Here is a 20441-nt window from a genome sequence, read left to right on the forward strand (position 1 = left end):
GATTAGAAATCGGCGCACAGGAAAGTCAATCCCCGATGATCTAAGGACGGACAGATTGCGGCTGTGGCACGGGCGCTTGATCGGCTCGGATATTGGAAATGCCGTAATAAGCGACCAATCTTTCGGCCTTTTGCAACAATTCCGGCTGCAAAAACCGATAGGCGTCGATACGCAACTGCATAAGCCGCAGCGCATCCGCGTTTTTGGAATCGCCATCGAACTGCCTGAGCGCCAGCGACGCCCCGCCCATTTCGATCAGCTTGCCATCGCCGAAGGAATAACTTCGCGCCCCGCCGCCGTAACGTCGAACGGTAATGAACTGCGAAAGCGCCGGATCGCTTTGGCCCGCATCCTCCATCGCGCCCGCACGCTCCATCAAAAAATCGCGCAGCCGGCTTTGCCCGGACGCCGAAGCCTTATCGGACGCCGCCAGCGACACCTTAATACCCGCCATCGTCGGTAGCGTCCGTCCATGCATCATGGCGTCCAGCATCAACGCGCCATGGCTGTCCCCGCCATCCATGGCCCTGTAAGCCAGAACGAATTTCCGGATCTGGCTGGCTGGATTGGCCGCCTCCATCGATTTGATCGCGTAAAGATCGGCATCGGCCTCGTTCTGCGGCTGCGCCAGCGCCTTGTTTTCATCCGTACAGTGGCGGGCCTCGTGCAACAGGGCGTATTCATCCATCTCCTGCCGCGAAACGTGCTTGAGCACCTCTGGCGTCTGCCATGCCCGATCTGATTCCCGTTCACCCGAACCGTACAGCGAGACGATGCACCCCTCGTCCTCGCCTTCATCGGAACCTCGCGATGCAAACGCGGTATATGAAAGATGGGACAGGGCCGACCAGCGATCCCGCATCTTCAAATACAGCTTCACCGCTTCGGGATTGGCATCCGGCGCGATAAACGTCGCATTGTCGCGCACCGTCTTGGGAACGAAGCCCATGATCGCCGGATCCCACGCCCGATCGTTGAACATCGTCTTAAGCGGCGTGACCGCGTTGCTATAGGCGGTAAAATAGGCGAAATTGCTCACGGTGACTGGAAAAGTCACACAATAATTAAACATGCTCATCAGGCTGCCGGCGGCTGCGCCCGCCACCCGGCGCGCAAAGGATTTTTTCCGTTTTTTCGCTTCGCTCATGCACACATAGTCTAAGCTGGCCGCTCTTAAAATCGGTATAATTTTATGGCAATATATGGTGCAGGGTCCTGAAAACATGCACATAATCCGCCCGTTAACACAATCTTTACGTTTCGGGTGGCGTGCCTGCAATCGGGGATAGAGGCGCGGAACTCCTTGATTGGCTGGACTTTTCCCGAATCAGACCCAATACTTTAAATGATGATTCGTTGGGAAGGCTGCGCTTCATGCGGCTAAAATCGTTTTATGCAAAAACAATGACCGAAGCGATGCAGATGGTGCGCGATCAGCTGGGCGACGACGCCATCATCGTCGCCACGCGGGAGGAGAACGGCGGGCGCTCGGTACGCGTGACCGCCGCGATCGACCGCGTCGAGGACGCACGCCCCTACGAACCCGTCACACCTGCCGCCGCCGCACCGGCGGCGCGCGCGAAAAAACCGGCACCCGCCACGGGCACGCCTCCGCACGCCGAAGCGCAAAACCCGGTGCGTGTGCGCGTCAAGGAACCGGCGGTGCCAAGCGATTACCTGCAATACGATTCCGAGGAGGAGGCCGAGGACGCGGTCCATGAAATCCTCACCGACACGCTGCTGCGCCACGGCGTGCCCGGCGATATCGGCGACACGATTTTGTCGACCGCCACGATGATGGGGCTGGCCGATCCGCAATCGGCAATGAAAACGGCACTGGACCACAGCTTTACCTTCACACCCCTGCCGCTTAAAAGCCCGCGCAAGGCCCTGATGCTGGTGGGCGCGCCCGGTGCGGGCAAGACGCTGGCCACCGCCAAGCTGGCCGCGCGCGCGGCGATGGCGGGCCTGAAGGTCGCGGTCTGCACCACCGACACGGTGCGCGCGGGCGGCGTCGAGCAGCTTGAGGCCTTTACCCGTCTGTTACAGATCCCGCTGATGAAGGCACGCGGTGCCGACGAACTGCGCGCCCGGCTGAACGATGCGCGCGGCGCCGACCTGACCCTGATTGACACCGGCGGCGCCAACCCGTTCGACGTCGACGACATGCGCCGCCACGCCGCCTTGCTTGAAGCCGGAACCATCGAACCCGTGCTGGTGATGGCCGCCGGCGGCGATGCCGAGGAATCGGCCGAAATCGCCCGCTGCTTCGCGGTGCTGGGCGTCCAGCGCCTGTTTTCCACACGCCTTGACGTCACCCGACGTCTGGGTGGCCTGATCGCGGCGGTGGGCCGCGCGGGCATCGCGTTTTCCGACGCATCCAACACACCGATGGTCGCGAACGGCGTCGTCACCCTTTCGGCCATGTCGCTGGCCAAACTTCTTCTGGCGCGCGAGGGGCGCGCCGGCACCAACGCTGCAGAAGGCGGCGCAACAACCAAAAACCTACGCCAGACAGGATAAGTCATGACCGAGGCCAACGTCATTCATTCAACCATCAGCAACGACAGCCAGATCGGCGGCTTCCCGCAGGGGCACAACATCATCGCCGTCGCATCCGGCAAAGGCGGCGTCGGTAAAACGTGGTTTTCGATCAGCCTGACCACCGCGCTGGCCCGCATGGGCAAACGCGTGCTGCTGTTCGACGGCGATCTGGGTCTGGCCAACGTCGACGTTCAGCTTGGCCTGATGCCCAAGCGCGACCTCAACGACGTGATCCGCGGCCGCCTTGGTCTTGACAAGGTCGTCCAGCGTTTCGAGGACGGCAATTTCGACATCATCGCCGGCCGTTCGGGTCAGGCGTCGCTTTCCGCCCTGCCGACGCAGCGCCTTGTAATGTTGCGCGACCAGCTGATCGACCTTTCCCACGAATACGATGCGGTGGTCATCGACCTTGGCGCGGGCGTCGACCGCACGGTGCGCATGATGTCGGCCTCGGCCACCCGCACGCTGTTGGTGACAACCGACGAACCGACCTCGCTGACCGACGCCTATGCCTTCATCAAGCTTGGCGCCGCCGCTGGCATGTCGAAAAACATCTCGATCGTCGTCAATCAGGCCCAGAACACGCTGGAGGGGGAAAAGACCTACAAGACCCTGCTCAAGGCGTGCGAAAACTTCCTGCGCCTCTCGCCGCCCATGGCGGGCATGGTGCGCCACGACCCCAAGGTCAAGGAATGCATCCGCCATCAGACGCCGCTTTTGATCCGCTCGCCGAACGCGGAGGCCGCGACCGATATCGAGCGCATCGCCCGTCAGGTCGAAATGATGCTTAAAAAAGCCGCCCACGCCTGACCCGGTCCGCGCCTGACCCGGTCCGCGCCTGATCTTGGCGCGAACGCCGTTTCCCGCGTAACCGCGCTTTGTGGTAATATGCCTGCATGGCCAGCGTCACCCCGCCAACCGGTTACATCCCGCCGCAGGGCGGCGCCAGCGGCGCCGCCCCGGTGGACGGCGACACCGTACCCGCCGACATAACCCGCCTGCCGCCCACCCTTGCCGCGACCGACCGCGCCATCACCCTGCGCGGCGAGGTTGTCCAGCAAAACGACGACGGCACCACCCGCATCGCCACGCCGCGCGGCGCCATCGATGTGCGCCTGCCCGACCCGCAGCCCGCGCGCGGCACGGATGTCGAAATCAACCTGCCCGCTGGCACGCCGCCGCGCACGGCCGGCGTCACCCTGCCCGCTGTACAGGCACAGGCATCCACCGTCGCCGCGCAGCTGGAAACACCACCCGCCGTCCTGCCTGGGTTGCAAAACACGGCGTTGCAAAACACGGCGGCGGCCACCCCGCAAACACAGGGCGCACAAAATCAAGGCGCGCAAGCACCCGCCGCCACACAAACGCCTGTCACGCAAAACCCGACGCTCGACGCTGGCGCCACGCAAAGTATCAACCCGCGCGGCCTGCTCGATTTCCTCAAGACCTCGATGCAAAACCTGGTCAAGGGATCGACTACCGACGCCAGCCCGGCACAGGCGGGCCAGCGCCCGCTTCAGATGGACCAGCTCGCGCGCCTGACGCCGCTGCCCGCGGGACAAGCCACCCGCCCGCTGGCCGCGCCCGGACTTCCTAACGCAACGACACAACCATCCGGGACACAACCATCCGGGACACAGGCATCCGGGACACAGGTGCCCGGACTCGCGCCGCAACACGCCACGACCCTGAATGCGCAACAAACGGCCCTGCCGCAATCCGCCGCAACATCCGCCGCCCCGCGCACCATTTCCGTCGCCGCCGCCCAGACCTCAGCCGCCCCTGCGCAAATGCCCGCAAACCAAAGCGCGATCGCGACCGCCGCCAATAACGGCATCGCGAACCTGACCCCGGCCGCCGCGACGGCCGCCGGCCCACTGCCCGCCAATCTTGCATTACGCATTCTCGCGCCGCTGACGCCCGCACAAACACCCGCGCAAACGCCAACGCCCGCAACCATCCCGACAACATCACCATCCGCCGCACCGACCGCCCCCGCAACGGTGCTGCCGCAATCCTTGCCGCCGATTGCCGCCGCGATCCATGCCCGGCTGCCGGTTCTGCCCGGCCAGACGGTGATCGCGGCCCCGGCGGGCGCCGTACAAACCCCGATGCCGCAAGCGCTTGATGTACGCGTGGCTGCGATCATGCCAATGCAGCCCGCGGGCACCCTACCGGGCGCGAACGTGGCGACCCTGCTGCACGGCACGCCCGCAACGCCTTCTTTGTTCGCCAACGTCACCGGCCAGACAGCGCAGGGCCTGCCTGTCGTAGAATTGCCCACTTTCACCACGCTGACCGAAGACGGGCTTGCGCCACATACCGCGCCCGCCACCATGGTGCTGCAGTTTCCGGCCAAAGGCCTTGGTGCGTCCACTGCCTTGCGCCTCGACGTGCTCACATCCGCGACAGCCACAGCCACATCCGCCGCCGCGCAAGCAGCGCCGCAAACCACCATCAATTGGGATGCGTTCGACGACATCCTGCAAACCCGCCCGGGACAAACGCCGATCACGCAGGCGGCACAGGCCGCGATCATTGCCGCCCTGCCGAAGCCGGACGCGGGCGGGTTCGCCGCGCCGGTGATGATGTTCGTCTCCGCCCTGCGTGGCGGCGACATCGCGGCATGGCTGGGCGAACGCGGGCTCGACGCCATCGGGCGTGGCGCGCGCAAGGCCGACGCGCTGGCCCGCATCGCGGGTGACTTTGCCGCGAGCGCGCGCAAACTGGGAACCGAGGACGCGAAACCCGCGGGTGACTGGCGTTCGATCCAACTGCCCTTTCTTGCCCATGAAGGCGAGGTTTCGCGCATCGCTTTGCATTACCGGGGGTTCGAGCGTGACGCCTATCCCGGCGAAACGCCGGGCCGCAAGACCGGCACCCGTTTTGTCATGGACCTGACCCTGACCCGCATGGGACCAATGCAGGTTGATGGTTTTTCGACCGGCCGCCGCCTTGACGTCACGCTACGCAGCGAAAAAAACCTCAGCCCCGCGATGCGCGAGGCGATGCGCGTGCGCTACGCGAACGCCGTCGCCAATATCGGCTTCGCCGGCGACCTCAATTTCTCCGCCGCCCCGGACCGCAAGGGCTGGGCAACGATTTAGAAAACAGGAAAACCTAAACCAGGGTCAGGACCCATTAATCCATCACCAGCGTGCGCGCCGGAACGATATAAGTGGTCTGGATGGTATCGTCACCGGAAGGACGGCCGTAATGCGGCTCCGCCTGCTGCCTGATGGCCGCGACCACGCCGACCACGGGCGCGGTGGCAGCGTTGAACGGCTGGGTGATATCGCCGCGCGCGACCACCAGCTTGCCGACATCGCCGTCCTGCGCGAAATGCGGCCCGAATCTGGAATACGAACAAGTCCTCCAGGCGCCGGTATAGGCGACACCGTCGATTTCCACATCGTCCGGCATAAAATCCATTTTTGAAACCCTGTCGTCCGATGCATCCGTCACGCAGGCATAGCCGCAATCATGCGTTTGGACGATTTCACGGCCCGCCAGCACGGCACGATCGAATTTTCCCTTCAGACTTTCGCGGACATGTTCGGGTGGCGGGTTGAAAAGCGCATCGGCGGGCGCAACGTAAAGCGCGGAGTCTTCTTCGTCTTTCAGGGTTCTTGCAACGACCACGCCGATGACCATGCCGTCCGGCGTGGCAATGATTTTAAGCCTGTTTTTTTCGACCGGAATCCCCGTCACCTTGATCAGGTTGGTGTATGTGCGGTCCCCGACCATTTCGGCGGCGCAGCCGATGGCGACGATTTTACCGCGCCCCTCCACCTGCCGGTCCGGCCCTTCCAGAACGACATCGTCCAGACGGATAGAGCGTTCTCCGGGTACATACCCCTCCCGCAGGATCTCGCGCCCGGCCAGAACCGCTGGGTCGAAATGCGCACGCAGCAGGTACACGGAATGCAGGGACAGTTTTTCTTGCGTCATGACGCCAAGCTAAGCGCGAAAAACAGTATTCTGTCAATAACCGCCAATCAGGCGTTTTCCACCGCGCGGCGATACATTTCCAGCGCCTGCGCGTCGAACAAGGCCGCCTCGCGCCGCGCCAGCTCCGCGCGCTTGCGCTCCAGCCGCCGCCGCTGGACGATTTCGTATTTCTTGATTTCGGCGTATTCCTCGCGCAGATCGTCCTGCGCGACCTGAATGCGCGTATCGATGCGCTGGATCTCCTTGTCGATCAGCGCGACTTTCTTTTTCATCATCCCTTGATAGGTCAAAAACCCGGTAATGACGTGCGGGTCGCTCGATTCCACGACATAGGCCCGTTCATGCGCGACCTCGTCCAGCGCGCGCTTCTTGGTGCCGTAGATCTTGTCCGCCTCGGCATATAGCCGCGCGATGAAGCGCCGCTTTTCATCAAGCTGGTAGCGGCGGTAACGGATCAACCCGGAAAGGTCTGGTTCGGCCATCGCGCGTTATCCCGTATACGGCATCTCAAGAATCTTGCCCAACCGCTTGAATCCGTCCTCAAGCAGGGTGTGGTCCGATTTCATCTGTGAAAGAAACTCCTCAAGCTGCGGATAATATTTCACCGCCTCGTCGGTCAGCGCGTCCGCCCCCTTTCGGTACGCGCCCAGACGTATCAGCTCGGCCATATCCTCATAGGTCGTGATCAACTGTTTCGCGCGCTTGACCAGCGCCCATTGCCCCGGCGTCTGACAGGCCGGCATCGAACGCGACACGGATTTAAGCACGTCGATCGCCGGATACCGCCCTCTGTCGGCGATCGCCCGGTCCATCACGATATGCCCGTCGACGATCCCGCGCACCGCGTCGGCCACCGGCTCGTTCATGTCGTCGCCCTCGACCAGCACGGTGAAAATGCCGGTGATGGTGCCCTGCCCGTCCGTACCCGGACCCGCGCGTTCAAGCAGCCGCGCCATTTCCCCGTACATGCTGGGCGGATACCCTTTGGTCGTCGGCGGCTCGCCCGCCGACAGGCCGATTTCACGAATCGCGAAGGCGAATCGCGTCAGCGAATCCATCATGCACAGGACGTCCGCACCCTGATTGCGAAAATATTCCGCCGTCGCCATGGTCAGATACGCGGCCTGCCGCCGCATCAACGGCGCCTCGTCCCCCGTCGCGACGATGACGACCGACCGGGCCAGACCGTCCTCGCCCAGATCGTCCTCAAGAAATTCCTGCACCTCGCGCCCGCGCTCGCCGATCAGGCCGATGACCGCGACCTCGGCCTCGGTGTACCGCGCCATCATCGACAGCAGCACCGATTTGCCCACGCCCGAACCCGAAAAAATCCCCATGCGCTGGCCGCGGCACACCGACAGGAAACAATTGACCGCCCGCACGCCAAGGTCGAGTTTTTCGCCCATGCGCGTGCGCTTGTTGGCGGGCGGCGCCGGCGCCTTAAGCGCCATCAAGGCATCGCCATGCGGCAAAGGTCCTTTCCCATCAAGCGGTTCGCCAAGGGCGTTGATAACCCGCCCCAGCCACGCCTGACACGGCATCGCCACCGGGCGGCTGTCCCCGATTTCGGCCCGGCAACCAAGGCCGATGCCCTCCAGCGGGCCGAACGGCATGACCAGCGCGCGCGAATCCTTGAATCCCACGACCTCGCACGGAATGCGCCGCCCGTCCTCCGGCGTCAGCGTGACGCGCGACCCCAGCGCCAGGGTTTCAGGAAAACCCACGATCTCAACCACCAGACCCAAGATCTTGGTAACACTGCCATAAACCTTTCCAGCCTCCAGCGCGCCGATCTCCGACACGATGGTTTCGATGCGGCGGCGGGCATTCTGGTCGGGGGACGGAATCTGGCTCACAATAATATTTGTGCCGGGTGTTAAACTTTGTTAAAATTTTAACCAAGGTTAACATAGTTGGCCAAAATACGCCACCTGTAAGATAAGGAAACCGCCATGCGCGTCCTGCTCGTAGAAGACGACAGCTCCATGTCCAAGAGCATCGAAATGATGCTCAAATCCGACGGCCACGTCGTCGACACCACCGATCTGGGCGAAGAAGGCCTCGATCTCGGCAAGGTCTATGAATACGACATCATCATCCTCGACCTCATGCTCCCCGACATGGACGGGTATGACGTCCTCAAAAAACTCCGCGCGGCCAAGATCGAAACCCCGATCTTGATCCTTTCGGGCCTCGCCGAGCTCGACAACAAGATCAAGGGGCTGGGCTTCGGCGCCGACGACTACCTGACCAAGCCTTTCGACAAGCGCGAACTGATGGCGCGGGTTCAGGCGATTATCCGCCGCTCCAAGGGCCACAGCCAGAACCAGATCAAGGTCGGCGACCGGCTGGTGGTCAATCTCGATTCCCGCACCGTCGACGTCGACGGCAAGCCGGTCCACCTGACCGGCAAGGAATACGGCATCCTCGAACTCCTTGCCCTGCGCAAGGGCACGACCTTGGCCAAGGAAACCTTCCTCAACCACCTGTACAACGGGATGGACGAGCCGGAAATCAAGATCATCGACGTGTTCATCTGCAAATTGCGCAAAAAGCTTGAGGACGCGTCGAACGGCATCAACTACATCGAAACCGTCTGGGGCCGCGGCTATGTCCTGCGCGATCCCGACACTGCCGGCGACAACAAGGCGGAAAAGGATTCGGGCAAGAAGAAAGCCACCGCATGATCCAGCGCATGCCCCGCCGCCTGATCGCGGGCGTGCTTGGACTCGCGGCGTTTTCGCTTGCGTATGCGTCCCTTCCCGCCCGTGCGCAGGAATCTTCTGGCCAGCCTTCGGCGGCCACGCTGGCCTTTGAAAAACATTTACAGGACATCGACACGTCGCAGGGCACCGAGGCGGCGATCGACCTGATCGGCAGGACCGTCTCCGACGCCGACGTCGATCCTGAAAAACTGATGGGCACGACGCGCTTTCTCTCCGCCCGCGACACCGACAGCGCCGACCCGCGCTATGGTCTGACCCTCGCGGTGATCGAGGCGAAACTGGCCAACACCTTCGCAAGAAACCCGGAACATGCGCAACAGGCCGCGATGTTCCAGACCCAGTCCGTGATCCGCTATCTGGGCGACAGCCTGATCCTGCGCGAGGACATCGCCCGCTGCGCCGATCAGACGGCGGGACAGGCGGCCCTGCACGGCTGGCAGGGGCTGACCGACGACATGGTCGCGATGTACAGGCAGTTTCCCGCCGACGCGAAGGAAAAAATGCGCGAAGCCATCGACGCCTACGACACCCGCAAGGCATCGCGCCCCGCCGCCGCCTGGGTATGCCGGGACGGAACGAACACCATGCCGAACATGGGGGCTGACGCAAGCGCACCCGCCGCCGACGCGCAATCCGCCCAACCGCAACCCGCCGCATCGCCCTTTGTCGACGACGCGACATGGAACGCCCGCCGCAAGGCCATCCGCGACAAACTGATCGCCACGCTGGATAAATAAACCCTTGGCGATATGCGTGTCAGACCGGCATATATCGCGCGGCGACGTTGGGGATGCTTTCGATTTTGAACGGAGGGTCCACCGTTCCCGGCGCAACGCGGTACCTGCCCCACGGGTTGAACAGAACGCCGCACTCGCCTCGCCGCGATTTTTCAACCTCGGCCTCGCAATAGGCCCAGAATTCCTGCACGCCCGTGACATTGTCCTGTTGCAGGATCTGGCCGATCGGCTGTGAAAAATCGGGCAAAAGCGCACGCGCTTTTGCGACGACCGGCGCGAAATATTCGGCCTGCCGGTCGATGCCCTGGTCAAGATCGGAAGCAAATGTTTCGGAAACATCGTCGTCAGGCCCAACGATGAAACGAAAGATTCTTTGAAGCCCCCGCTTTACAAAGCCCGGGTCCAGTGTAGCGATTTTTTTCTTTTCCTCGCCGATCGGCCAGAACCGGCTTACACAGCCCCTGTCAAGGACAAGACAAAAACCGCTTTCATCTGGCAGATATCCAAAATTCTCCGCTATCGGGTCATGAACACTTATGCCTGATTTTTTCAGGATACTTATGACCGTTCTTCTCGACCCTTCAAGACGATGCTCCACGACAAGCGCGGGCAACAACTCAATGACGATATCGGCGCCTTTGCACTGCGCGATCGGCCTGAGGACATGCGGATGGTCGATATCCGTATCGACATCCAGATTGGATCCAATGCGCACCACCATCCCATAGCGCCGTAAAAAGACCAGCAGGCATTCATTGCCAGCGATGTATTCGTCGCGCTGCGGGACCGGCAGGTTCAAGGCGCAGAAAAACTTCCAGACAAGGTCGATATCCCCGTCCGGCAGGATGTACTCAAATCCGCTGAAAAGCCGGTCCAGCGCTTTGTCGCCGTAATCGCCCATGGCCTCGATTATAATTATGAAAAGAGATAAGACAAGTTTTTATCGGATTTCAGGCTGTTGCAGAACCGCCTTATTCCTTTAACGTACGCCCATGCGTCTAAACCTGCCAAACCTCCTGACCCTGTTCCGCATCGCGATCATCCCGGTGCTCTGCGCTCTGTTCCTGATGCAGGAACGCTGGTCGCTTTGGGCGGCCTTGGGGGTTTACACGCTGGGTGCGGTCACCGATTTCTTCGACGGCTATCTGGCGCGGCGCTGGAACCAGATGTCGGCCTTTGGTCGCTTTCTCGACCCTATCGCCGACAAACTGCTGGTCGCGGCGATGCTGATCCTGATCGCGGCTTTTAACCGCCTGCCGGGTATCTGGACCATTCCCGCCATCGTCATCATGATGCGCGAAATGCTGATCGCGGGCCTGCGTGAATTTCTCGGCCCGCACCGCATCATGCTGCCCGTTTCGCGCCTGGCCAAATGGAAGACCGTCTTCCAGATGTTCGCGATGGGCTTCCTGATCATGGGACGCCACGGCGATGTCGTGCTGCCGCACACTTTGCTGATCGGCCAAGTCGGGCTGACCTTCGCCGCCGTTCTGACCGTCGTCACCGGATGGGATTACATGCGCAAGGGCCTTGCGCATATTCAGGCGATGGACGAGACCGGGTCGTGAAAGACCTGTTCCCCCTGCTGCGCCCGGCCCTGCACGCGCTTGACGCCGAAACCGCGCACAAGGCCACGCTGCGCGCACTGGCCATGGGGTTGCACCCGCGCGACAAAAATTCCGCCGACCCGATCCTTGCGCAGACTTTGTGGAATCTGGAATTCAAAAACCCCGTCGGCATGGCGGCGGGTTTCGACAAGAACGCCGAGGCATTGGACGGTATCTTTGCCCTCGGCTTCGGCTTCGTCGAGGCAGGCACCGTCACCCCCCGGCCCCAGACCGGAAACCCGCGCCCGCGCGTGTTCCGAGATCCCGCCGCGCGCGCGGTGATCAACCGCATGGGCTTCCCCAACGACGGCATGAATGCATTCACCCGGCACTACCGCGCCTTCCGTGAAAAGGGCCGCAACCGCGCCGGCATCGTCGGCATCAATATTGGTAAGAACAAGGACACCGAGGACGCGGCGGCGGATTACCTGACCCTGATCGAGCGCTTCGCGCCCATGGCCGATTATCTGGCGGTCAATGTCTCCTCCCCCAACACGCCGGGCCTGCGCGCATTGCAGGGACGTGAATATTTACTGCCCATGCTGGATGCGCTGTTGGGGCGCCGCGCGCTGGTCTGCGGCCCGAAACAGCCGCCCCTGTTGGTCAAATTCGCGCCCGACCTGACACAAGATGAATGCGAGGACATCGCCAAAACCGTGCTGGAGGCCGGGATCGACGGCCTGATCCTGACCAACACCACCATCGCGCGCCCCGACACGCTGGCCACCGGCTTCGCGCAACAGCAAGGCGGACTTTCGGGAGCACCGCTGCGCGACCGCGCGACCGAAACCATCCGCGCCTTCTACGCACTCACCGGCGGCAGGCTGCCGATCATCGGCGCGGGCGGCATTTCATCGGCCACCGATGCCTATGCCAAAATTCGTGCCGGTGCATCGCTGGTCGAACTGTACACCGCGCTGGTCTATCACGGCCCCGCGCTGGTGGGCGACATCAAATCCGGCCTCGCCGATCTTCTGCGCCGCGATGGATTTGGCAGCATTACCGAAGCCATCGGCGCGGACCACCGATGACCCCGAAACTGATTCAGGGCATCGAACAGATCGCCGACACATACGACCATTTCATCATCGACGTCTGGGGCGTGCTGCATGACGGGCGCAATGCCTATCCCGGCGCGGCGGATGCGCTGCGTACGCTCAAAGCCGCGGGCAAACAGGTGTTGTTGCTTTCCAATTCACCCAACCGCGCCACCCGCGTGATCGAAAAAGTGCTGGGTCCCATCGGCATCGGCCCCGATCTGTACGACCACATCCTGACCTCCGGCGAGGCCGCGCACGCCCATATGCGCGACCATCACGCGGGACAGAAAGTCTATACCTTCTGGGACGAGGAGGAATCGACCGCCATAGACAACGCAGGACTTGAACGCGTATTCGAGATCGACGCCGCCGATTTCATATACGGCTCTCTGGTGCCATACGATGCCATAGCCGTGGATTACGACGCTGTACTGGCCCGCGCCCGCGCGCGCGATCTGCCGATGGTGTGCGGCAATCCGGACCGCATCGTCGGTTACGGCGCCACCCTGCATCTATGCGTGGGTGCTCTGGCCGAACGCTATGAAAACGCGGGCGGCACGGTGACATGGATCGGAAAACCATACCGCCCGATTTACGATCAGGCGCGCGCGATGCTGGGCAATCCGGACAAATCGCGCATTCTGGCCATTGGCGACGGATTGCTGACCGATATCGCCGGTGCCGCGAATTTCGGCTGCGACGTGGTCTGGAACGTCATCGGCATCCATTGGGACGAAGTCAGCACCAAAGGCACCATCGACGCCGCCAAGGTCGAACGGGCGCTGGCGGGCAGACCCGCCCCCAGCGCGTTGATGCACGGCTTCAAACCCTGATAATTCACACCGCGTCCAGCCACACGTCGCACGCGGCCTCGATCTGGTCCAGCACGTCCTCGAACCCGCTTTCGCCGCCGTAATACGGGTCACCCACGTCGCGCCGGTCGAACATGCGGATTTTATGCTGCGCGTCCTTCGGTGCCACACGTTCAAGGATCAGCTTATGCCCCGCGTCCATGCACAGGATCAGGTCGAAATCGGCGAAATCCGCGTGCGTTACCGGACGCGCGCGCAGATCGTCCATCGCATAGCCGCGCGCCTGCGCCGCCGCAACCGCGCGCCGGTCCGCCCCTTCGCCCGTGTGATAGCCGTGCGTGCCGGCGGAATCGACGACGATATCCGCCCGCCCCGCCGCGCGCACCTTATGGCGCATAACCGCATGGGCGGTGGGGGATCGGCAGATATTCCCGGTACAGACAAATAGGATTTTCATGGTTATAGTTTACCAAACTTTGTCCGAGGTTCCATGCTGCGCCGCCTGCTCCTGACCGCCGCCCTGCTGCTTCCCCTTCATGCCCTTGCCGCCGAACCCGTGCACGGACTTGCGATTTACGGCGCACCCAAATATCAAGCCGGCTTTACCCATTTCGATTACGTCAACCCCGACGCGCCCAAGGGCGGTACGCTGCGCCTTTCGGCCATCGGCACCTTCGACACCCTCAACCCCTTTATCGTCAAGGGCGTGCCCGCCGACAATCTGGGGCTGCTTTACACCACGCTGATGACGGGTTCGTCGGACGAGGCGTTCACCGAATACGGCCTTCTTGCCGAAAGCGTCGAAATGCCGGAGGACAGGTCTTCCGTCACCTTCAACTTGCGCAAAAACGCCAAATGGTCCGACGGACAGCCGGTGACCGCCGCCGATGTCGTGTGGTCATTCGACACACTGATGAAGGACGGCGCGCCGTTCTATGCCTCCTATTACCACGACGTCGAAAGCGCCAAAACCGAAACCCCCACGCGCGTGACTTTTAAATTCAAGCGCGCAGGCAACCGCGAATTGCCGCTGATCATGGGCCAGATGCCTGTCCTGCCCAAACATTACTGGGAAAAGCACGACTTCACCAAGACCACGCTGGAACCGCCGGTCGGCGACGGTCCCTATAAAATCGCCTCGGTCGATCCCGGCCATTCCATCACCTACGAACGCGTCAAGGACTGGTGGGGCGACGACCTGCCGGTCGGCAAGGGCCGGTACAATTTCGATCGCATTACGGTCGATTACTACCGCGATGCCACCGTGGCGGTGGAGGCGTTCTTCGCCAACCGCTACGACGTGCGGCAGGAATATATCGCCAAAGTCTGGGCCACCGGATACGACGCCCCCCCGGTGCGCGACGGCCGCATCGTGAAAGAGGAAATCAAAAACGGCCTGCCCGCCGGGATGCAGGGTTTCATCATGAACACCCGCCGCCCGGTTTTCGCCGACCGCGCGGTGCGCCGCGCTTTGCAATATGCCTTCGACTTTGAATGGTCGAACAAGGCGCTGGCCCACGGCGCGTACAAACGCGATTATTCCTATTTCACCAATTCGGAATACGCCGCGACCGGCCTGCCGGAAGGAAAGGAACTGGCGCTGCTTGAACCCTTCCGCGACCGGCTGCCGCCCGAACTGTTCACGCAGGAATACAAAAACCCGGTCACCGACGGTACCGGCAACGTGCGCGACAACCTGCGTCAGGCCGCGAAAATCCTCGACGACGCGGGCTGGACCATCGGCGCTGACGGCGTGCGTGCCAAAAACGGCGTGCGCCTGTCCTTTGAAATCGTCGACAATCAGGCCGAATTTGAACGCTGGGTCCTGCCTTTCATCCGCAACCTCAAACGCATCGGGATCGAGGCGAATTTCCGCGTCGTCGACACCAGCCAGATGGTCGCGCGCCTGAACGATTTCGATTACGACATGACCATCTCCGGCTTCGGCCAATCCCTAAGCCCCGGCAACGAACAGCGCGATTACTGGGGCTCGGCCAAGGCCGACGCGCCGGGATCGCGCAACCTTATCGGCGTCAAAAACCCCGTGGTCGATGCGATGATCGACAAAATCGCAACCGCCGAAACGCGCGAGGATCTGGTCGCCGCGGTCAAGGCGCTCGACCGGGTGCTGCTTTGGAATTACTATGTCGTCCCGCAATGGTACACGGATCTGTGGAAGGTCGCGCACTGGAACCGCTTTGGGCGCCCATCGGCGCAGGCGCCATACGACCTTGGCATCGTCGACACATGGTGGACCACCCCGGAATCAACGAACGGAAAATGACATGAGCATCTGCATCATCATCCCTGCCCGCTATGGGTCGACGCGCTTTCCCGGCAAGCCTTTGGCCGAACTGGGCGGGCGCACCATGCTTGAACGCGTCTACGCCAAGGCGAAGGACGCGGTGGCCGGCGACCCCGATATCCGCATCGCGGTGGCGACGGACGACGAACGCATCGCCGCGCATTGCCGCGACAAATCCATGCCCGTGGTCATGACGCCGGAGGATTGCGCGACCGGCTCCGACCGTGTGATCGAGGCGGCGGATAAAATGGGCCTGATCTCCGACGACGTCGTCATCAACCTTCAGGGCGATGCGCCGCTGATGCCGGTGGCTGCGATCCGGGCCATGCTCGACGAATTCTGGACCCATCCCGCGACCAAGGTCGCGACGCCGGTCAAACGCTTGCGCTGGGCCGAACTCGACGCCCTGCGCGAAGCCAAGAAAACCACGCCTTTTTCCGGCACCACGGTCGCGGTCAACACCCAAAGCCGCGCCCTGTGGTTTTCCAAGAACGTCATTCCCGCGATCCGCAAGGAAAAGGCCCTGCGCGAAACCGGGGAATTTTCGCCCGTCTACCAGCATCTGGGCCTTTACGGTTATCAGGTCGCCATGCTTGAACGTTTCACCAACCTCAAACCCGGCACGTACGAGGAACTGGAGGGGTTGGAGCAATTGCGCTTCATCGAAAACGGCATCCCCGTCCAGTGCGTTGAAATCACGCCTGGCCTGCTGATTCACGCCGGCATCGATTCGCCGGAAGATCTGGAACGCGCGAAAAAGATCATCGAACAGGAAGAATCCGTATGACAATCCGTTTGATCGTCGCCCGCCACGGCAATACCTTCAACGCCGACGAAACGCCCCGCCGCATCGGCGCGCGCACCGATTTGCCGTTGACCGACAAAGGCAAGGAGCAGGGCCGCAGGCTCGGCGCATGGCTGCGCGACAACGCCATGGTGCCCGATGCCGTTTACACCTCGCGCCTGATCCGCACCCGCGAAACGGCCGAGGCCGCGCTGACCGAAATGGATATCCGCCGCGCCATCCAGCAATCCGACCTGTTCGACGAAATCGACCACGGACCCGACGAAAACAAGACCGACCCGGAAATCGTGGCGCGTCTGGGGGTCGAGGCGTTCGCGAAATGGGAACAGGGCAACATCATGCCGCGCGAATGGTCGCCCAAACCGGAAGTGCTCTCCAAACGCTGGCAGGATTTCGCCGCCTACTGCGAAAAAACCCACCCGGACCAGACGGTTCTGGTCGTCACCTCGAACGGCGTCGCACGGTTCGCCCCGCAGATCGCGGGCAACGGCGCCGACGTCGTTACAATCAAAAACCGCAAAATGTCGACCGGCGCCCTGTCGATTTTTGAAGGCTCCGGCGGCCTGTGGATGATCGCGCACTGGAATGTAAAACCTTAACAAACGGGCTTTTCGGGCTGTTGCCCGTGTTGCAGCGGGCGATTACAATGCCCTGATGTCCATTTCCGCCTATATCCTGCGCCGCCTGCTGCTGATCATACCGACGCTGTTCGGCATCATGCTGCTCAACTTCCTGATCGTGCAGGCTGCGCCCGGCGGCCCGGTCGAACAGATGATCGCCAAAATCCAGGGACTGGACACCGAGGCGACGGCTCGTTTTTCCGGCGCGGGCGGCGACACCGCCAAGGGCATGAAGGCACCGGAACCCGGCAGCGCGGGCGGCGGATCGAGCAGTAAATATCGCGGCGCGCAAGGGCTGGACCCCGCCTTCATCGCCGAGTTGGAAAAACAGTTCGGTTTCGACAAGCCGCTGCACGAACGTTTTTTCCTGATGATGAAGAACGATCTGAAATTCGATTTCGGCCAAAGTTATTACCGCGACGTCAGCGTTACCAGCCTGATCGTCGAAAAAATGCCGGTGTCGATCACGCTCGGCCTGTGGTCGACGCTGCTGATTTATTTGATCTCCATTCCGCTGGGCATCCGCAAGGCGGTCAGGGACGGCTCTGCCTTCGATGTCTGGAGCTCCGGCGTGATCTTCGTGGGCTACGCCATACCGTCTTTCCTGTTCGCCATCCTGCTGATCATCCTGTTCGCGGGCGGCCGTTACCTTGACTGGTTTCCGCTGCGCGGCCTCACCTCGGATGGGTGGGAGGGTTTCCCATGGTGGAAACAGGCGCTCGATTACCTCTGGCACGTCACCCTGCCCGTGGCGTCGCTGGTCATTTCCGGCTTCGCGGGCCTGACCATGCTGACCAAGAATTCCTTTATCGACGAACTCGGCAAGCAATACGTGCTGACCGCCCGTGCCAAGGGCTTGGGCGAACGCCGCGTCCTGTACGGCCACGTCTTTCGCAACGCGATGCTGATCGTCATCGCCGGATTTCCCGGCGCCTTCATGGCGATTTTCTTTACCGGCAACCTGCTGACCGAGGTCATCTTCTCCCTCGACGGCATGGGGCTTCTGGGTTTTGAATCGACCATCAACCGCGACTACCCGGTGATGTTCGGCACGCTGTATGTTTTCACCCTGATGGGTCTGGTGCTGAAAATCGTTTCCGACATCACCTATGTGCTGGTCGACCCGCGCATCGATTTTAATACGAGGGCCGCATGACCGGCATCCGCGCCACCCGCCAAGGCATCGCCGACGACGCGGCCCTTAAAGCCAGCCTAATTGCACGACTGAACGAACTGGACGTTGCTGGCCCAAGGCGCCAGATCGACCTGCCGATGTTTGAAGGCGAGGATATCGCCACGCTGCGCAGCCGTGTTGCCGCCTTTGAACAGCAACGCGCCCAGTTCATCGTCGCGAACTATAAACGCACCCCAAAAAACCGTGAGGCCTTCATGCGTGCGCTGATGGACGTGGCGAAACTGGCGGGCGAACCGCTGCGCCGCCACTTCAACGCCCGCGCGGGCGCGGCGCATGTCAACGGCATGGGCGCAGCCTTCCCGCAGGACGAGGCGCACAGTGACGCACGCGGTATCCTTGCCGCCGGTCTGCGCGCCATAACGCCAAAATTGCCGGTCGTAAGTGATGCGCCGGTGCACGACATGGTCCCGCGCCATACACACCGCTGGTGGCTGATCAACGCGTTTTCGGGCGTCGATGCCGATGATGCCTCGCTGGGCATCGCGCTGATCGACCATGGCCGCCCGATCGCCGGGATCGTCCACCTGCCGCGCCTGAATCGGACGTATGCCGGAATCGCCCACGCCCCCCATTGGTGTGATCTGCACACCGCGAAACGCGCCCGCGCTATCTCCGTCAAAGCCCGCGACCCCCGAAAACAAGTCGCAGCGACGATATACGGCGACCGAAAATCATCCGCCTTCCGCGCGGCACGAAACACCCACGGTATAAGCCGCAACTTCACCGATACGGGCGCGTCCTATGGCCTGTGCCGTCTGGCCCAGGGCAGTTTCGACCTTTACCTGCATAACCGCCCGCTGCCGCAATCCGAACTTGCGCCCGCGCACGCGATTCTGCTGGCCGCGGGCGGCGTTATCCACGAACGTGCGACGGGTGCCGAAATCCGCTATGCCATACCGCACGAAACGACCCGCTCGGCTCCGGCCTTTATCGCGGCGTCAGGCCCGGAAATTTTAAGAATGCGCGACGTCAGAAGGCTGGTGGCATGACCCTTTCCCCCCTTACCCGCCGCAGGCTTCAACAATTCCGCGCCAACCGCCGCGGCTGTTATTCGCTGATCCTGTTTCTGCTGATTTTCGGTCTGAGCCTGTGCGCGGAATTCATCGCCAACGACAAACCGATTATCCTGCATGTACCCGGCCATACCTATATGCCGGTTTTCCAGCTTGTCACCGAAAAGGCATTGGGCGGCGATTTTGAAACCGAGGCCGATTTCCGCGACCTCTATGTGCAAAACCTGATCCACGAAAAGCGCGGCTGGATGATCTGGCCGCCGATACGCTACAGCTACGACACCATCAATTTCGCCAACCCGAAACCCGCGCCATCGCCGCCCGACCGCGAGGACTGGCTGGGCACCGATGATCAGGGCCGCGACGTGCTGGCGCGGCTGATCTACGGCCTGCGTATTTCCATTCTTTTCGGCCTTGCCCTCACCCTCGTTTCCTCGCTGGTCGGCGTCACGGCGGGCGGCATTCAGGGTTATTTCGGCGGCCGCACCGACCTGTTGATGCAACGTTTCATCGAAATCTGGTCCGGACTGCCGGTGCTGTTCATCCTGATCATCATGGCGTCGGTCATCACACCCGGATTCTGGTCGCTTTTGATCATCATGCTGCTGTTTTCGTGGACCACGCTGGTCGATGTGGTGCGCGCCGAATTCCTGCGCGCCCGTAATTTCGATTACGTCCGCGCCGCGCGTGCGCTGGGCGTTTCCAACCCCGTCATCATGGTCCGCCACGTTCTGCCCAACGCGATGGTCGCGACCCTGACCCTGATCCCCTTCGTCCTGACCGGGTCGATCACGGTGCTGACCTCGCTCGATTTTCTCGGCTTCGGCCTGCCGCCCGGCTCGCCCAGCCTGGGCGAACTTTTACAGCAGGGCAAAAACAACCTCGAAGCCCCATGGCTTGGCATCACTGCGTTTTTAAGCATCGCGCTGATCCTCACTTTGCTGACCTTCGTCGGCGAAGCCGTGCGCGATGCCTTCGACCCGCGCAAAACCGCGCTTTAATGGCATCTCGCCCACCATCCCCGGCCACAAAACTTGCATAACGATAAAAGATTATGTAAACAATTGGGGTTTCTAAAAACCTAAA

General features: G+C 62.0%; 20 protein-coding genes. 14 read left to right on the forward strand and 6 right to left on the reverse strand.

The annotated features are described in order from the left end of the window. Positions 1-40 precede the first annotated feature (40 nt). Positions 41-1147 (reverse strand): hypothetical protein, encoded by a 1107-nt coding sequence (locus H6866_02635; protein ID USO08134.1) that lies wholly within the window; start codon positions 1145-1147, stop codon positions 41-43. 257 nt (positions 1148-1404) lie between these two features. Here H6866_02635 and H6866_02640 point away from each other — a divergent pair, with 257 nt between their 5' ends. From H6866_02640 to H6866_02650, 3 genes are all read left to right on the forward strand, one after another. Beyond that, the gene (locus H6866_02640) at positions 1405-2523 is read left to right on the forward strand and encodes a GTPase (protein ID USO08135.1); all 1119 of its coding nucleotides are present in this window, start codon (positions 1405-1407) and stop codon (positions 2521-2523) included. A 3-nt stretch (positions 2524-2526) separates the two neighbouring features. Beyond that, positions 2527-3354: a MinD/ParA family protein gene (locus H6866_02645; protein ID USO08136.1), complete on the forward strand. Its 828-nt coding sequence runs from the start codon at positions 2527-2529 to the stop codon at positions 3352-3354. 86 nt (positions 3355-3440) lie between these two features. Beyond that, complete coding sequence (locus tag H6866_02650) at positions 3441-5651, forward strand: hypothetical protein (GenBank protein USO08137.1); 2211 nt, start codon at positions 3441-3443, stop codon at positions 5649-5651. Between the two features lie 34 nt (positions 5652-5685). On the opposite strand, the gene H6866_02655 is transcribed toward H6866_02650, so the two are convergent. The 3 genes from H6866_02655 to fliI are packed head-to-tail and all read right to left on the reverse strand — an operon-like array spanning position 5686 to position 8309. Next, positions 5686-6495: a hypothetical protein gene (locus H6866_02655; protein ID USO08138.1), complete on the reverse strand. Its 810-nt coding sequence runs from the start codon at positions 6493-6495 to the stop codon at positions 5686-5688. A 47-nt stretch (positions 6496-6542) separates the two neighbouring features. Then, positions 6543-6977: a hypothetical protein gene (locus H6866_02660; GenBank protein ID USO08139.1), complete on the reverse strand. Its 435-nt coding sequence runs from the start codon at positions 6975-6977 to the stop codon at positions 6543-6545. A gap of 6 nt (positions 6978-6983) precedes the next feature. Further along, entirely contained in the window at positions 6984-8309 is a 1326-nt protein-coding gene (gene fliI / locus H6866_02665; protein ID USO08563.1) for a flagellar protein export ATPase FliI, read from the reverse strand. A gap of 138 nt (positions 8310-8447) precedes the next feature. Between fliI and H6866_02670 the strand changes: the two genes are divergently transcribed. Beyond that, the gene (locus tag H6866_02670; protein USO08140.1) at positions 8448-9182 is read left to right on the forward strand and encodes a response regulator transcription factor; all 735 of its coding nucleotides are present in this window, start codon (positions 8448-8450) and stop codon (positions 9180-9182) included. 8 nt (positions 9183-9190) lie between these two features. Further along, on the forward strand, positions 9191-9958 hold the full coding sequence (locus H6866_02675; protein ID USO08141.1) for a hypothetical protein: 768 nt from the start codon (positions 9191-9193) through the stop codon (positions 9956-9958). 19 nt (positions 9959-9977) lie between these two features. Here H6866_02675 and H6866_02680 read toward each other — a convergent pair whose 3' ends face one another. Next, positions 9978-10859, reverse strand: coding sequence for a hypothetical protein (locus H6866_02680; GenBank protein ID USO08142.1), 882 nt, complete (start codon positions 10857-10859; stop codon positions 9978-9980). A gap of 91 nt (positions 10860-10950) precedes the next feature. Here H6866_02680 and pgsA point away from each other — a divergent pair, with 91 nt between their 5' ends. Genes pgsA through H6866_02695 form a run of 3 tightly spaced genes read left to right on the forward strand, consistent with a single transcriptional unit; the run spans position 10951 to position 13438 of the window. After that, complete coding sequence (pgsA, locus tag H6866_02685; protein USO08143.1) at positions 10951-11526, forward strand: CDP-diacylglycerol--glycerol-3-phosphate 3-phosphatidyltransferase; 576 nt, start codon at positions 10951-10953, stop codon at positions 11524-11526. After that, a complete protein-coding gene (locus H6866_02690; GenBank protein USO08144.1) occupies positions 11466-12596 on the forward strand; it encodes a quinone-dependent dihydroorotate dehydrogenase in 1131 nt (376 codons plus the stop codon). Before pgsA ends, H6866_02690 begins: the two co-directional genes overlap by 61 nt. Next, positions 12593-13438 carry a TIGR01459 family HAD-type hydrolase gene (locus tag H6866_02695; protein USO08145.1) on the forward strand — a complete coding sequence of 282 codons (846 nt, stop codon included), beginning with the start codon at positions 12593-12595 and terminating at the stop codon, positions 13436-13438. The genes H6866_02690 and H6866_02695 overlap by 4 nt, the downstream gene beginning before the upstream one ends. A gap of 4 nt (positions 13439-13442) precedes the next feature. Here the strand turns inward: H6866_02695 and H6866_02700 are convergent, their stop codons facing one another. Beyond that, positions 13443-13880 (reverse strand): low molecular weight phosphotyrosine protein phosphatase, encoded by a 438-nt coding sequence (locus H6866_02700; protein USO08564.1) that lies wholly within the window; start codon positions 13878-13880, stop codon positions 13443-13445. Between the two features lie 27 nt (positions 13881-13907). Between H6866_02700 and H6866_02705 the strand changes: the two genes are divergently transcribed. From H6866_02705 to H6866_02730, 6 genes are all read left to right on the forward strand, one after another. Next, complete coding sequence (locus H6866_02705; protein ID USO08146.1) at positions 13908-15701, forward strand: ABC transporter substrate-binding protein; 1794 nt, start codon at positions 13908-13910, stop codon at positions 15699-15701. Between the two features lies 1 nt (position 15702). After that, positions 15703-16509, forward strand: a complete 807-nt coding sequence (kdsB, locus tag H6866_02710) for a 3-deoxy-manno-octulosonate cytidylyltransferase (GenBank protein ID USO08147.1) — start codon at positions 15703-15705, stop codon at positions 16507-16509. Next, positions 16506-17126 (forward strand): histidine phosphatase family protein, encoded by a 621-nt coding sequence (locus H6866_02715; protein USO08148.1) that lies wholly within the window; start codon positions 16506-16508, stop codon positions 17124-17126. Before kdsB ends, H6866_02715 begins: the two co-directional genes overlap by 4 nt. Before the next feature lie 61 nt (positions 17127-17187). Beyond that, on the forward strand, positions 17188-18303 hold the full coding sequence (locus H6866_02720; GenBank protein ID USO08565.1) for a microcin C ABC transporter permease YejB: 1116 nt from the start codon (positions 17188-17190) through the stop codon (positions 18301-18303). After that, positions 18300-19331 (forward strand): hypothetical protein, encoded by a 1032-nt coding sequence (locus tag H6866_02725; GenBank protein USO08149.1) that lies wholly within the window; start codon positions 18300-18302, stop codon positions 19329-19331. The genes H6866_02720 and H6866_02725 overlap by 4 nt, the downstream gene beginning before the upstream one ends. Beyond that, positions 19328-20356, forward strand: coding sequence for an ABC transporter permease (locus H6866_02730; GenBank protein ID USO08150.1), 1029 nt, complete (start codon positions 19328-19330; stop codon positions 20354-20356). Before H6866_02725 ends, H6866_02730 begins: the two co-directional genes overlap by 4 nt. Positions 20357-20441: the final 85 nt, after the last annotated feature.

This window comes from Rhodospirillales bacterium (assembly GCA_023898805.1).
Classification (GTDB): domain Bacteria; phylum Pseudomonadota; class Alphaproteobacteria; order Micavibrionales; family UBA1664; genus UBA6145.